Genomic DNA, 14,891 nt, shown 5'->3' with positions numbered 1-14,891 from the left:
CACTGGACCGCTATGCTCTCACAGCAACAGCACGGAACTCGAGAAAAAACGCTGTCTCCTCAGTGCAGCGCCTCGAGGTCGAACTCGAAGGCCGCCACGGGCACCTCGAGGTCGTACTCGATCAACACCTTCGGATGGACCTCGCCGATCACGCCGACGTCCTCGCCGTCGATGACGACGGCGGCGGTTCGACCCGAAATGAAGGCCGGGTGGTCGGTCGGTGGCGTCTCGAGGTCGACGTCGAACTTACGCGCGAGCGCCTGCAGGCGCGCTTTGGCGTCCTCGTAGCCCGCGTCGTGGCTCGCGAGCACGGCTCCGACGTGGCGACTCTCGCCCACGCCGGTGTTCTCACTGTCGTCGAGCGCCGCGCGGAATCCGATCTCGGAGAGGTGCTGGGGATACGAGCGGTGGGTGTTTCGCTCGAGGACCGTCATGAGCGACGGCATGACCCACGTTCGGAGCATAGTGTAGTCCTCGCTGTAGGGTTCTTTGATCGTCGCGGGCTCGCCGGCCCCGTAGGCGTCCGCGCTGGGCGACAGCTCGAGGCGATCGTAGTTCTCTTCCTCGTTGATCATGTGGAAGTTCAGCAGATCCTCGAAGCCCAGCCCGACGAGTTGGGTGCGGACGGCGCGCTCGAGGCGCGAGCGTTCGTGACGGCCGCCGACGGTCCCCACGTCGGGGTAAGTCGGCTCGAGATCGTTGAAGCCGTAGGCGCGCCCGAGGTCGTCGATGATGTCGAGCGGGTGAAGCACGTCGACACGGTATGGCGGGACCGTCACCGTGTAGACGAGGTCGCCGTCGTCGGTCTCGTCCGTTTCGGCCTCGAGGCCCGATCGCTCGGCCAGATCGAGTACCTCGTCGGGGTCGAGGTCGATGCCGAGAATCGTCTCGATGCGGTCGTGGGCGACCGTTTTCGTCTTCGTCGAGAGATCCGGCCGGACGAGTTCGCGTCCGCCGGACTGCGCCCGGCTTCCGTTCGAGGCCGCGTTCGCGGCCTCGCTGTCTGCGTATTCGACCGTCACCTCCTCGATCGTCGCCCCGCGCGCCGACAGCGCATAGCAGACGATGTTCAGCATCTTGTCGATCGTCCACTGGTCGGTGCCGGTCATCTCGACGAACAGGTCTCTCGAGTCCGTCGACACCTCCGTTCGGCGGCCGTTGATCACCGGTGGGAACGAGAATAGCCCGATGTCGTCGTAGATCGCGGGGTAGCGATCGTAGCCGCTGACGAGGTCGGCGTAGGTCTGGCCCGTCTGGTGGTCCTCGAGCACTTGCGCGGGCGTCATCTCCTCGTCGGAATCGAGGGGGACGAACCGATCGCCGTCGGGGTCGACGCCGACGTACTCGATCGACGGCGTGCCGTCGTCCGTGGCGGACCGCCCTTTCAGCATCGTCAGGTCGTGAATCCCGATCGCGCCCTTCGCGCGCTTGCGGCCCATCGTCGCGTGGAGCTTTTCTTGCAGCTGGATGAGCGAGTCGAGGGCGTCTTCGTCGAGGTTCACGTCGCGGATTACCGCGCCCGTGACGTAGGGCCGGTCGTCGGGGACCGACTCGTCGACCTCGATGGTCCACTCTGCCGCGTTCGGTGACGGGACGTGGACGCCGCGGGCGTCGCCGTACTGGTAGCGAAGCGAGCGCGCGACGCCTTCGACCGAGAGCCGGTCGAGGCGGTCGGGGGCGAACTCGAGTTCGAACTCGCCGTCTTCGGTGCGTCCCTCGAACTCGAGGCCGAGTCCGAACAGGTCCGTTTTGAGGTCGTCGTCGCTCGTCTCCTCGTGGCCGGTCAACTCGCGCAGTTCGTCGGGGTCGATATCGACAGTGGGCATCAGTAGGTCACCTCCGCGTTCCGCAGGAACTCGAGGTCGGCGAGCGTGCCGTGGAGGTCGCGGATGTCCTCCGCACCGGTCGTGAGCATGGCGAGTCGCTCCAAGGCGAGCCCCCAGGCCATCACGTCACAGTCGACGCCGAGTGGCTCGAGCATCTCCTCGCGGAAGATACCCGAGTTGCCGATCTCGATCAGTTCGCCCGTGGTGGGGTGAGTGCCGAACAGCTCGAACGACGGCTCCGTGTAGGGGTTGTAGTGGGGTTTGAACTGGATGTCGGTGATGCCGAACTGGGCGTAGAACTCCTCGAACGTGCCCATCAGATCGCGCACCGAGAGATCTTCGGCCATCACCCAGCCCTCGATCTGGTAGAACTCGAGCAGGTGCGTCGCGTCGAGCGTGTCGTTACGGTAGGCTTTCTCGACGCTGAAAAATCGCGCTGGCGGTTCGATCTCGCCGATCTGGGTGCCGGAGAGGTAGCGAGTCGACAGCGACGTCGTGTGGCCCCGAAGCGCGAGCGCGCGGGCGAAGTCCTCGTCCCACGGCGAGTGGTAGCCTTCGCTGTCCTCGCCGACGCCCTCGCGGTGGGCGCGTTCGACGCGCTCGACGAGGTCCTCGGGCAGTTCGTCGATGTGACTCGGCTGCTCCAGGGCGAATCGATCCCAGTGCGTGCGAGCGGGATGGTCCTGTGGCATGAATAGACAGTCGTTGATCCAGAAGTCTGCATCGACGTGCGGGCCGTCCATCTCCTGAAAGCCCATCCCGACGAGCACGTCCTTGACGCGCTCGGACATCTGGCGCAGGATGTGTACGTTGCCGCCTTCGACGGTCTCGGCGTCGGCCTCGACGTTGTACTCGGCGAACTCGACGTCCTCCCACTCCCCGCTGGTCAGGAGTTCGGGCGTGACCTGCCCGACCGTCTCGGCGGTTTCGAGCCCTGCCATGAGCTCCGTGACGGCGGCATCCGTCAGCGTCACTTCGCGGACGGTCGACTCCGAGCGCTTGAGCAGACCCCGTCGCTCGAGTTCCTCGAGCGTCTCCGCGTCGATGTCGACGCTCTCGACCGGTGTATCGTCGGCGTCGACGAGTTCGGTGAGTGCGTTCGCCTCCGCATCCGAAGCCGGCTCGGCGTCGGGATCGGCCGTGATTTCGCCGCTGTCGATGCTGCCGTAGCCCTTGCGGGCGTAGTTCGAGAGCGCGATGTCGACCTGTGGCCCCTCGAGTCCCGAGGCTCCGATCACGCGGCCCATCTGGACCGGTTCGTCGCCGGCCCCGGCCTCGAGTGCGGCCTCGTAGAGCCGGACTTCGGGGAGTCCATCGGTGGCGTACTCCCGACCTTCGTCGGTGAGTGAGACGGTTTCGTCGACGCGTTCGGTGACGGCGACCAGTTCCTCGTCCTCGAGTTCGAACACTGCCCCGGTGACGGTCTCCGGTGGCAGGTCGGTCGCCGCGGCGAGGGCGTCGACGGACGTTGCGTCGTCCGCGCTTGCGGCCTCCAAGACCGCGACCTGTTGTGCTGGAAGTTGCATTCGCTTGTTCGTATGGCTGCGTGGGGGTCAGTTAGCGGTTCCGACTCGGCTCGAGTCTGGCCTCGAGCGCTGTCGACGGCTCGGTCGGTTTCGCCACACTCGCCCGGCGTGGGCGAACGTGGCTCCACCGGCCCGGATTATCGGGCGAAAAAGAAGCCGAATCCCGACTGCAGACGGTCTGACTGGTCGTCGATACCGGCACTGGTGTGGGATTCGGGTGCCATAGTTCGAGGAACCGGCGGTCGGTGGAAAAACGTTGCGGTCCGTGTGGACACGCCACTCGATCCTGTTAAGGTCGTGTCCAGTGTGACGAGACGACATGGACTGGGACGAGTTCTACCGGAACGCGGACTACGACCGCTGTATCTACCTCCGGGGCGAGGTGATGGTCGAGTACCTCGAGCGCTTTCTCGAACGCTTCGGGCCGTTCGAGCGCGTCGCGTCGGTCGGCTGTGGCCCCGGCGGCGTCCTCTTTGCCCTCGCGAGTCGCTACCCGGAAACCGAGTTCCACGGGATCGATATCTCCGAGCAGGTCGTCGCCGACAACCGCGATCGCGCCGCCGAACGCGGCCTCGAGAACCTCACCTTCGCCGTCGACGCACTCCCCACGCTCGAGACCGACGAACAGTTCGATCTGGTCTACTCCGCGGCGACGCTGTTTTTCGTTCCCGACACCCTCGACGCCGTCGCTGACCTTTACGACCACGTCGCCGACGGCGGTTCTCTCGTCGTAAACTACCCCGACCCCGAATGTCCGGCCCGGTTCGATCGGTGGCTCGAGGGCCGACGACGCGAGGCGTTTGACCTCGTCCTCTCCAGCGAGAACGTCCTCTCGACTGAGGACATCCGAGAATGCTGTGACACTGAGCCGTGGGATTACTGGGACGCCGTCGACGCGACCGACGACGAGTCGTTTCTCGTCGCGGAGACGCCGATGGTGTATCTCGAAAAATAGCGCGTCTCAGACGGACCGGCGCTCGAGCACGAGCACGTACCGCGTCAGCGACCGATGGACCCGTCGCTCGAACGCGGCCTCGAGTTCCCACCCGGCTGCGCGGGCCTCGCTCGCCCACGAGCGGTCTGCAACGACGACGGCTCGCGGGGCGACCCGCCGAGCTTCGGCGAGCGCGCCCGAGACGAGATCCTCGAGGCGATGGGTTTCGATCTTCGACTGGCGGCCGTAGGGTGCGTCGAAGACGACACCATCGACGGCGTCGTCGACCAGTGGCAGTCGGGTGCCGTCGCCGCGGCCGACGTGCCACGAGCCGCGGGCGACGCCGGTCGGAGAGGGCTCGTCGGACTCAAGGAAATATTGCAAATTCTCTCGCGCGCCCGCGACCATCTTAGCTTGGGCGTCGGTTCCGACGACGTCCGCGCCGACGAGGCCGGCTTCGACGAGCACGCCGCCGGTGCCACACATAGGGTCGAGGATCGTCGCACCGGGGCGAGCGCCGGCGACGTTCGCGACGGCGCGGGCGAGCAGCGGGTCCATGCTCCCGGGCTGGAAGAAGGGTTTGTCCGTCGGCGCGCGCGTTCCGAAGTCTCGGACGCTCTCGGCGGCGAGCCAGCCGAGCGCACAGACCGACACGGACTCGCCGATCGACTGGGCACCGTCGGCATCCGCCGGCTTGAACAGGGCACCGGTCGCTTCGTCCGCCTCGAGTCGCCCCCCCGCTTCGATGACGCCTTCGGAGAACGTCGCCCGAAGGACGTGATCCGGATCGTCGAGGTCGACCGCGAAGCCTCGGTTCACCAGAATCTGGCCGAGTTCGCGCTCGGCCCGCTCGGTACTGACGCCGCTCGAGCCGTGGACGTCGGTTGCACGAACTGCAACGGTTCCCTTGCGGTCGATGGGAGCAGTCTCGAGGAGCGCGCGGGCGCTCATGAGATCGGCGTCGGTGCGGCCGAGCAACTCACTTGCACGATGCGTGTAGGCTAATCCACGGATTCGGTCGGGGTCGATGGCGGTCGCGACGGCGAGCCCGGGGGCGATTCGACGGACGTCGGCCGCCCCGCTGGCTGCTTCACGGGCTGCGAACGCGTCGTCCTCGCCGCCAAGCTCGAGCAGGTACACGGCTACGTGTCACCGCGGGTCGGCCATGAGCCTACCGTTTTCGCGACTGAGACAGGTTCCTGTCAGTCGTACGAACCCCGGTCCGTCAGTGCTGGCACACCCAACCCGCTGCGGATACGCCGAGACAGAGTGACAGCAGACCGCCTGACTCGTGAGTCTGCCTGTCACCCGCTGTGCATCCCGAAATCGGGCCGTACCCGAAACCCGTGGCCAACATATATACCGGATATATCAGGTGGCGGTACTAACCTTTATAAACCTTAAATACATCTTTTTAAGCGATTATGACCGACCCGAAGGACACCATCAATATCGAAAACGTGGTGGCGTCGACCGGCATCGGACAGGAACTCGACCTCCAGAGCGTCGCGATGGACCTCGAGGGGGCCGACTACGACCCCGAACAGTTCCCCGGACTCGTCTACCGCACGCAGAACCCCAAATCCGCCGCCCTGATCTTCCGATCGGGGAAGATCGTCTGTACCGGTGCCAAAAGCACCGACGACGTTCACGAGAGCCTGCGAATCGTCTTCGACAAGCTTCGTGAACTCCAGATTCAGGTCAACGAAGACCCCGAAATCGTCGTCCAGAACATCGTCACCAGCGCCGACCTCGGTCGGAACCTCAACCTGAACGCGATCGCGATCGGACTCGGCCTCGAGAACATCGAGTACGAGCCCGAGCAGTTCCCCGGGTTGGTCTACCGACTCGACGATCCCGAAGTCGTTGCCCTGCTGTTTGGCTCCGGGAAACTCGTTATTACTGGCGGCAAGAAGCCGAAAGACGCCGAACACGCCGTCGACAAGATCGTCTCCCGGCTCGAAGACCTCGGCTTACTCGAGTAAGACGGTCCGTTTTCGCGTGCCGGCGATAAGTGACGACCTAGCGTCGGCCGCATCGAATCAGTCTCCGTTGTGACAGTAGTGTTTGCTTATGCGTGGTTTATGAGGATGTGTTTACGCCGCGTGCGGGCGTCAGTTACCGTCAACCGTTTTTCGCGCGTCAGCACGGATGTCGGCCGTATTCAGTCCGTTCGGCCGAATTATCGATCGTTCAAATCCAGCTAAACGGTTCGTACTGGCCTGAATTCGACGCGAGAGTTCGGAACGACTGGCCGCGTTTATTCGCTACCGGTCTGAGAGTCAGGTATCGATGACGATCCACACAGACCGACTGACGACCGCGCTGGATCGCTACGCGCCCGGCAGTAGCGACGACCTCGAGGCTGCACTCTCGATCGACGACTCGATCCCGCGTGCGGCAGTCCGCCGTGTGCTGGACAACGATCGCCGGTGTGCGGTCCTGCGCTGCCTGCTCGCCGAGGATGGACCACTCGAGGTGCGCACGCTGGTTGCACGGATCGCCGACAGCGAGCACGACGCGACGGCCGTCACGCCGCTACTCGATCTCCGCCAGCGCGTGCACGTCTCGCTGTGTCAGACCCACCTCCCGCTGCTCGAACAGTATCGGATTCTCTCGTACGATCAGCCACAGGGACTCGTCGCCCCTGGAGCGACGCTGTCGGCGTTCGAGGCGGTGCTCGATTGACGTCCTCCACACGACTTCAGTCGTGGGATTCCTCCGTGGGCTTTCTCCTGTTGCCCCTGTAACCGTCGTTACTCGACCAGTCGCTCGATTTCGGTCACCAAAATATCGCTCGCGCCGGCTTTTTTGACCTCGGTGATCGTCTCGAAGACGTCGCTTTCGTCGACGACGGCGTGGACGGCTACTTTTTCGTCGCTTTCGCCGCCGTCTCTCCCGGCGATGTTCATCACCGTCGGGCCGCCGAGGCCGGGGATGACGTCACGGACGTCGTCGAGTTTCGCCGTCGGCACGTTCATCATCAGGTAGCGTTTGCCCTCCGCCTGTTTGACCGACGCCAGCGCGGTCCGGACCTCCTCGACTTTCGGATCGTCGAGGACATCGTCGCGGCCGAACAGCCGCACGGAACTCGAGAGGACGTCGTCGACGACGGCCAGTCGGTTCATCTTGAGCGTCGTCCCCGTGCTCGTAATGTCGACGATGGCATCGGCCATCTCGACGTGGGGCGTCAGCTCCGTCGCACCGGTGACCTCGACGATGTCGGGGTCGACACCCGTGTCGGCGAAGAAGTCCGCGGTGATGTTCGGGAACTCCGTGGCGACGGTTTTGCCGGCCATGTCCGCGACGGTCTCTAACTCGCCGTCTTCTGGGGCTGCGAGAACGAGTCGACAGCGCCCGAACTCGAGGTCGAGCAACTCTTCGACGTTGTCGACGCGGGCCTCACAGACCTGATCGTAGCCGGTGATCCCGAGGTCGGCCGCGCCGTCGGCGACGTACTCCGGGATGTCCGCCGCGCGGGCAAAGAGCACGGAGACGTCGGGATCGACCGTGTCGGCGTAGAGTTTTCGGTCGGCACCGTTCTCGAGATGGAGCCCCGCCCGCTCTAAGAGGTCGATCGTCGGCTCGTGCAGGCGGCCCTTGTTGGGAACGGCGATTCGCATTGGGTGAGTATTGGAAGCGGGATGGCAATTGTCTTTCCATCTCGACGGTTCGTATCGACGACGGGAGGCGAGGGTGGCATCTATTGATGTGTCTACCGCATGGATCGACGCCTGCACCATGCGGTGGGCCCCTGTGGCTGCCGCGCGTGTGGCCGTCTAATGGTGTTCGATTCGCCGCGACACCTTCTTTTCGAAACTTGTATATGGATTTTACCTTCTGTTCGTAAGTATCTAACAGGAATATTCTGCTTTTGAAAGCCACAACCCGCTTGAACGTGTATCCCATAGGTCTATCCATGAGTACGAGACGAGCGCATCTCGAGATCACAGGCATGTCCTGCTCGACGTGTTCGGGGTCCGTCGAGGATGCCGTCGATGAACTCGAGGGTGTCGAATCGGTTAGTGCGAACTACGCGACAGACGAGGGAACGGTCGCGTACGACCCCGACGTAGTCTCGCTGTCGGCAATCTACGACGCGATCGAGAACGCAGGTTACGAGGCCGCCTCGGAGACGAAGACGATCTCCGTCATGGGGATGTCGTGTTCGACCTGCTCGCAGGCGGTGGCCGACGCGGCCACCGACCTGCCGGGGGTCGTCCGGGCGGACGTGAACTTCGCCACCGACGAAGCGACCGTCGAGTACAATCCAGCTGACGTCTCGCTATCGGCGATCCACGATGCCATCGAGGACGCCGGCTACGAACCGGTTCGCGACGACAATGACACACAGGAGGAGAGCCAGCGCGAACGCGCCGTCGAGACAGAACTGCGCCGCCAGCGCCGGCTGGTGATCGGCGGCGGTCTGCTCACGCTGCCGTTCGTCCCGATCATGCTCGCCATGCTCGGGTTCACTCCATCGCTGCACGAAGTCCTCGGCGTCGAGATGTGGCTGATCGAATCGCTCGAGTTTGCCCTCGCGACGATCCTAATGGCCACGCTCGGCCGGGAGTTCCTCGTCGGTGCGTACCGGGCGTTTGCCAACAACCGACGAGCCAACATGGACACGCTGGTCGCGATGGGCACCTCGACGGGCTACATCTACAGTACGGCCGTCTTGTTCGGGGCCATCGCCGGTGCCGGCCTCTACTTCGAGGCCGTCGCCTTTATTCTCTGGTTTATCACGCTCGGCAATTGGCTCGAGGTTCGCTCGAAAGCCCGTGCGGGCAGCGCCCTGCGGGAACTCCTCGAGATGGAGGCCGACGAGGCGACCGTCGTCGAAGACGGTGAGGAGCGGCAGGTGCCGTTGGAGGACGTCGACGTCGGTGACGTGTTGAAGGTTCGACCGGGCGAGAAGATTCCGACGGACGGTGTGGTCGTCGACGGCCAGAGCGCGGTCGACGAGTCGATGCTCACCGGTGAGTCGGTGCCCGTCGAGAAAGGCGAGGGTGACGAAGTCGTCGGCTCGACGATCAACGAGAACGGCGTGCTCCTCGTGGAGGCGACGAAAGTCGGCTCCGAGACGGCGATCCAACAGATCGTCAACCGGGTCAAAGAGGCCCAGTCGCGCCAGCCCGAGATCCAGCGGCTGGTCGACACGGTCAGCGCCTACTTCGTCCCCGCGGTCATCGTCAATGCCGTCGTCTGGGCGACGCTCTGGTCGCTCTTTCCCGAACAACTGGCCGCGTTCGTCGACTGGCTGCCGCTGTGGGGCCCCGTCAGCGGCGGGCCCGAGATCGCCGCCGTCGGCGGTGCGGGCGTTCCCGTCCTCGAGTTCTCGGTGATCGTGCTCGCCTCCGCGCTGTTGATCGCGTGTCCCTGTGCGCTGGGGCTCGCGACGCCAGCCGCGACGATGGTCGGTTCGACGCTTAGCGCGACTAACGGCGTCCTGTTCAAAGGCGGTGACGTGCTCGAGCAGGTTCGCGGGATCGACACGATCGTCTTCGACAAGACGGGGACGCTCACCCACGGCGAGATGACGCTGACCGATATCGAACTCGTCGGCGAGCGAGCCACGACCGACGGTGGGACGGCCGCCCCGGACGGTGGCGCCCTAGCAGAACCCGAAGAATCCCTCGAGTCGTACGTCTTGGGCGCGGCCGCGACGGCCGAATCCGGCTCCGAACACCCGATCGCGCGGGCGATCGTCGAGGGAGCCGACGAGCGCGGCGTCACGATCGGCGAGGTCAGCGAGTTCGAGAACGTCCCCGGCCACGGCATCCGCGCCGAGACCGACCGCGGCACCGTGCTGATCGGTCGCCGAAAGCTCCTCGAGGACGAGGGGATCGACACCGAACCCGCCGAGGAGACGCTGATGCGTCTCGAGCGCGAGGGGAAGACGGCGATGCCCGTTGCAGTGGACGGCCAGCTGCTGGGCGTGCTTGCGGTGGCCGACGAGGTCCGCGAGAGCGCCACAGAAACCGTCGCTGCACTCCGCGAACGCGGAACGACGGTCGTGATGCTCACCGGCGACAACGAGCGGACGGCCCACGCGGTCGCCACACAGGTCGGGATCGATCCCGACAACGTGCGCGCGGAGGTGCTTCCGGAGGACAAAGCCGACCACGTCGAGGACCTCCACGCGGACGGCTCCCGCGTGATGATGGTCGGCGACGGCGTCAACGACGCACCCGCGCTGACGACTGCACAGGTCGGCGTCGCCATCGGGTCGGGAACCGACGTCGCCATCGAGAGCGCCGATGTGACGCTGATGCGCGACGACCCCGCGGACGTGCTCAAGGCCGTCCGCATCTCCGAGGCGACGATTGCGAAAGTGCGCCAGAACCTCTTCTGGGCGCTCGTCTACAACGCCACGTTGATCCCGATCGCGTCGCTCGGACTCCTGAATCCCGCCCTCGCCGGACTGGCGATGGCCTTCTCGAGCGTGAGCGTGATGACCAACAGCCTCTCGTTCGCGACGTACGACCCCCACGAAGACTATCGGCTGGCGGTCCTGAAGCCGCTCGAGTGGGTCCGCGGGTAACGCGACAGGAGGGCGTTCGCCGCGTTCGGGCGATCAGACCGCAACCAGCGCGTCCGCGACGAGGCCGGTCACGTAGGCCTCGACGAACGCGGCGAGAACGAGCAGCAACCACGCGAAGCCGACCAGCGCGGTCGTTCGTGCGAGATACCGTTTCGTAACCAGCGACGTCCGCGAGCCGGCGATCCGCTGGCCGACGCGATGGACGACCCGGAACCCTACACCGGCGGCGACGAACAGCGCCGGGAGTTCGAAGATCCCGTGGGGGACGAGGAGGGCGAAAATCACGCCGAAGCCGGTCTGGGCGCCCATTGCGGCGACGATATTCCCGACGAGAACGCCGTTGAACACCATGATCAAGAGCGTCACGGCACCGAGCGTGAGCGCGCCGGCGATCGCCGCCACAAACGGCGGCGTGTTGTTCATGATGAAAAACGACGCCGAGAGCTCGAGGCCACCCTCGCTGGACAGGTCGTCCTCGCCGAACTCCTCCATGATCATCTCGAGGAACAGTTCGGTCAGATCGATCCCGGCCGCATAGAGCAGCGCCCCGACGACGCCGCCGAAAGCGAACACCCCGGTCGAGAACCAGACGTACGGTCGGTGTTCGGCCCACGCATCGTCGAGCATTCCGAACACGGTGGGTGTCGTTCGACCAACGACCGCGAGCGTCCCCAGCCCCAATCCGAGGGCGGCCGCCCCGGCAGCCGCCTGCGTTGCAGCGTGGGCAGCGAGGATCGTAGTTGCGGTGACGAACGCGATCACGGCGAGCGCGACCGTCAGGCTGGTCCAGCGGCGGACAGTCGCCGAATCGGGCGGTTCCGGCGGTTCCGCGTCGCCTCCGATGTCGGGACCCGACCCCGGACTCGAGGGCGTTTCCTCGGCGTCGGTGCTGAGATCGACCGTCGGATGCTCGGATCGTGACTCGCCGCGGTCATCTCCGGTGTGGCGCTCGACACCCGTTTCGCTCCGCCCCTCCCGGTCTGCTCCGCGTTCGTTCATAATATGTAACTCCTTAGACCCGCGACGGATGATCGGTTTGATTTCGATGCGCGCTGATGGATGGTGCCGTCCGTTAGTATAGCTATACGGGTCGGTCGTGACGCGACCGTCGCTCCACGCTCCGCGATCAGCGGCGGTTTCAGCGGGTTAGCACGCCGACACAGATGACTGCCGTCGTGACGTGCATCACGCCGAGAATGGCGCCGGCTACGAGGCTTCCACCGGGCTGATCGGGGATCACTGTGAAGTCAGGAATTAACGACAGGACGAGAATGATCGCTGCGACGACGACGAATAGTCGATCGGGGTTGGTAGCGATTCGCGTCAGAGCACCGTAGGTTATCGTTGCACCGACGACGCCAAGAGTTGTAAACAACGTTACTGGCCCATACGTTAGCGCGTCTAATTCTGGGGCGATACCGACGGTGTTCGCCCCGAACACGATAAGCCAGTTGATGACCAGTGAAAGCACGAGCGCTCCCGCTCCCGCCAGCGTAAGGTCTTTCACAGCGGCTGTTTTCTCCGCTGTGGAACCCGCTGTTTCTGAAGCCATGACTGTGTGTACCACTCAGACGATGAAAAACGTTCTATGGGTGGTTCTTCTAACACTATTGAGATGGTGAATTAGAAGCGGAGACGGGAGACACGCCCTGTATCCGGCGTGACTCTGCGGACAGCCGTTGTCGTTGATCGCCCGCTGGCGCTCGAGGCTAGCTCGTCATCGAATCGTCGGTGGCGCGCTCGTCAGTTCCGGCCTCATCGTCGCTTCTATCCTGTTCATCGCCGTTCCCGTCGGCTCGCTCGTCCTCATCCTCGGCGGCGTTTTTATTCTCCTGCTCGCTGGTGGCGTTCGCGTCGTCGGCATCCCTGTCATCCGCATCGATATCGCGAATTTCGACGTCGTCGCCCGTTCCGCTCTGCCCGATCACCGGCTTGAGGATGTATTTCCCGCTCTGCCCGGCTTTGTGAGGGGCGATGTCGTACACGAAGTCGATCGAGTCGCCGTCGCCGACGGTGAACGGAGTCTGGAGCTTCAGTTTCTCGCTCGGCAGTTTCACGTTCGTCTCGGTGCCGTCGGTTAGGACTCCCTCGGTGTCGCTGACGTAGATGAAGACCGTCTCGTACGCTCCGGCCGGGAGGTCGAACTCGTCGACGACGGTCGCGTTCTCCCCTTTCAACTCGGTGAGATCGACCGTCCGTTCGTCGACGTCGTACTCGAGCCAGCGCTCGTCGGCCGCGCCGTCGGCGTCTGTGTCGTTCTCGGCGGTTTCGTTCCCCTCGTCGGCATCGTCCGCGTCGGTCCCGTTGACGGCGTCGCCAGTCGACTCGTTGCCGTCGTCGGCCGCCGCCTTAGTCTGCTTGAAGCCGACCTTCGTGATCGTCACGTTCAGGTGCTCGAAGTCGTCGATCCGATTCGGCTCGTCGCTCACGTAAAACGCGACCGTGCCCGCACCGTCGCTCGAGGAGTCGTCGGTCGCCGAGTCACTCGCAGGCTCCCCGCCGAGACCGCCGACACAGCCAGCGGTGGTGACGAGGACTGCAACCAGTACCAGTTGGATCGTACGTCTTTCCATGAATGGTGACAGTCACGCTCGAGAAAAAAGGGATAGCGACGGTTGATGCCGTTCAGACCGTTCAGATTCGTTGAACGAACTGAACACAAAGCCCATCGGTGTCCGTGCCGGCGATCATCGGGATCGACAGTCTAACGCCGTCCGACGAGAAATGTCGGCCAATGACGACACTGGCGATCACCGGTGGGAAGGTGCTGTTGCCCGATCTGACGGTGACGCGTGCGGACGTACTGGTCGACCAAGACGGCGGCGAGATCCTCGAGGTCGGCGACGAGCTCGCGGACGATGCCGACGACACCCTCGACTCCGAGGGCTCGCTCGTCGCGCCCGGCTTCGTCAACGGCCACTGTCACGTCGCCATGACGTTGCTCCGTGGCCACGCCGACGACAAACCCCTCGACGAGTGGCTGCAGGAGGACATCTGGCCCGTCGAGGCCGAACTGACGGCTGATTCCATCCGCGCTGGCACCGAACTCGGCGTCCTCGAGATGATCAAATCCGGGACGACGGCGTTCGCGGACATGTACTTCTTCGTGCCGACGATCGCGGACGTGGTCGCGGAGGCGGGATTGCGAGCCCGACTCGGTCACGGCGTAATCTCCGTCGGGAAAGACGAGGAAGCAGTCCACGAGGACGCTCAGGAAGGCCTCGAGGTCGCCGCGGAGATCGACGGCATGGCTGACGGCCGGATCACGTCGGCGTTCATGCCGCATTCGCTGACGACTGTCGACGGGCAGTATCTCTCGGAGTACGTCCCGGAGGCCCGCGACCTCGGCGTCCCTGTCCACTACCACGCGAACGAGACCGAAGACGAAGTGACGCCGATCGTCGAGAACCACGGCGTCCGGCCGCTCGCCTACGCCGCCGAGAAGGAAATGCTCGAGGCCGAGGACTTCTTCGCCCACGGCGTCCACGTAGACGAGAGCGAGATCGGCCTGCTCGCGGAGGCCGGCACGAGCGTCATCCACTGTCCAGCCTCGAACATGAAACTGGCCAGCGGGATGGCACCCGTCCAGCGGCTGCTCGACGCCGGCGTCACGGTCGGGCTCGGCACCGACGGCGCGGCCTCGAACAACGACCTCTCGATGCTCGACGAGGCCCGCGATGCGGCTATGCTCGGCAAACTCGCCGCCGACGATGCGAGCGCGGTTCCCGCTGAAGCCGTCGTGAGGATGGCGACACAGGGTAGCGCCGACGCCATCGGCCTCGACACGGGTCGTATTGCGGCGGGCAAACCCGCCGACATCGCCGTGATCGACCTCAAGCAACCCCACTTGACACCACAGCACGATCTCGTGAGCCACCTCGCCTACGCCGCCGCGGCGTCGGACGTCCGCCACACCGTCTGTGACGGGCAGGTGCTCATGCGCGACCGAGAGGTCCTGACGCTCGACGAGGACGCTGTGCGAGCACGTGCCACCGAAGAAGCCGAGGCGTTGATCGCTCGCGCCGACGACTGAGGGGGTTTCTCCCGAGTTGGCTAAACGA

The 14,891-nt window shown here is 64.7% G+C and carries 12 protein-coding genes; 5 read left to right on the top strand and 7 right to left on the bottom strand.

The annotated features are described in order from the left end of the window. Positions 1–59: 59 nt before the first annotated feature. Positions 60–1,826: a phenylalanine--tRNA ligase subunit beta gene (pheT, locus tag GCU68_RS05640; RefSeq protein WP_152939736.1), complete on the bottom strand. Its 1,767-nt coding sequence runs from the start codon at positions 1,824–1,826 to the stop codon at positions 60–62. Further along, positions 1,826–3,352 carry a phenylalanine--tRNA ligase subunit alpha gene (gene pheS, locus GCU68_RS05635; RefSeq protein WP_152939734.1) on the bottom strand — a complete coding sequence of 509 codons (1,527 nt, stop codon included), beginning with the start codon at positions 3,350–3,352 and terminating at the stop codon, positions 1,826–1,828. The genes pheT and pheS overlap by 1 nt, the downstream gene beginning before the upstream one ends. 319 nt (positions 3,353–3,671) lie before the next feature. On the opposite strand from pheS, the gene GCU68_RS05630 reads away from it, so the two are divergent. Beyond that, complete coding sequence (locus GCU68_RS05630) at positions 3,672–4,307, top strand: class I SAM-dependent methyltransferase (protein ID WP_152939732.1); 636 nt, start codon at positions 3,672–3,674, stop codon at positions 4,305–4,307. A 6-nt stretch (positions 4,308–4,313) separates the two neighbouring features. Here the strand turns inward: GCU68_RS05630 and GCU68_RS05625 are convergent, their stop codons facing one another. After that, positions 4,314–5,426, bottom strand: a complete 1,113-nt coding sequence (locus tag GCU68_RS05625; RefSeq protein ID WP_152939730.1) for a TIGR01177 family methyltransferase — start codon at positions 5,424–5,426, stop codon at positions 4,314–4,316. Positions 5,427–5,710: 284 nt separating this feature from the next. Here GCU68_RS05625 and GCU68_RS05620 point away from each other — a divergent pair, with 284 nt between their 5' ends. Both GCU68_RS05620 and GCU68_RS05615 read left to right on the top strand, forming a co-directional pair. Next, a complete protein-coding gene (locus GCU68_RS05620) occupies positions 5,711–6,271 on the top strand; it encodes a TATA-box-binding protein (RefSeq protein WP_008161254.1) in 561 nt (186 codons plus the stop codon). 307 nt (positions 6,272–6,578) lie between these two features. Further along, entirely contained in the window at positions 6,579–6,974 is a 396-nt protein-coding gene (locus GCU68_RS05615; RefSeq protein WP_152939728.1) for a DUF7344 domain-containing protein, read from the top strand. A gap of 68 nt (positions 6,975–7,042) precedes the next feature. On the opposite strand, the gene hisG is transcribed toward GCU68_RS05615, so the two are convergent. Beyond that, the gene (hisG, locus tag GCU68_RS05610; RefSeq protein ID WP_152939726.1) at positions 7,043–7,909 is read right to left on the bottom strand and encodes an ATP phosphoribosyltransferase; all 867 of its coding nucleotides are present in this window, start codon (positions 7,907–7,909) and stop codon (positions 7,043–7,045) included. A 296-nt stretch (positions 7,910–8,205) separates the two neighbouring features. On the opposite strand from hisG, the gene GCU68_RS05605 reads away from it, so the two are divergent. Then, positions 8,206–10,830, top strand: a complete 2,625-nt coding sequence (locus GCU68_RS05605) for a heavy metal translocating P-type ATPase (protein WP_152939724.1) — start codon at positions 8,206–8,208, stop codon at positions 10,828–10,830. Positions 10,831–10,863: 33 nt separating this feature from the next. On the opposite strand, the gene GCU68_RS05600 is transcribed toward GCU68_RS05605, so the two are convergent. The 3 genes from GCU68_RS05600 to GCU68_RS05590 form a co-directional block, all read right to left on the bottom strand. Next, on the bottom strand, positions 10,864–11,829 hold the full coding sequence (locus GCU68_RS05600) for a stage II sporulation protein M (RefSeq protein WP_152939723.1): 966 nt from the start codon (positions 11,827–11,829) through the stop codon (positions 10,864–10,866). A gap of 139 nt (positions 11,830–11,968) precedes the next feature. After that, positions 11,969–12,382 (bottom strand): DUF6069 family protein, encoded by a 414-nt coding sequence (locus GCU68_RS05595; protein WP_152939721.1) that lies wholly within the window; start codon positions 12,380–12,382, stop codon positions 11,969–11,971. Between the two features lie 157 nt (positions 12,383–12,539). Beyond that, positions 12,540–13,403, bottom strand: a complete 864-nt coding sequence (locus GCU68_RS05590) for a DUF4382 domain-containing protein (RefSeq protein WP_152939719.1) — start codon at positions 13,401–13,403, stop codon at positions 12,540–12,542. Positions 13,404–13,564: 161 nt separating this feature from the next. Between GCU68_RS05590 and GCU68_RS05585 the strand changes: the two genes are divergently transcribed. Continuing rightward, positions 13,565–14,863, top strand: coding sequence for an amidohydrolase (locus tag GCU68_RS05585; RefSeq protein ID WP_152939717.1), 1,299 nt, complete (start codon positions 13,565–13,567; stop codon positions 14,861–14,863). Positions 14,864–14,891: the final 28 nt, after the last annotated feature.

Source organism: Natronorubrum aibiense, from assembly GCF_009392895.1.
Lineage (GTDB): Archaea > Halobacteriota > Halobacteria > Halobacteriales > Natrialbaceae > Natronorubrum > Natronorubrum aibiense.
The sequence above is the reverse complement of the archived record's forward strand: the minus strand, read 5'-3'. Positions and strand labels throughout refer to the sequence as shown.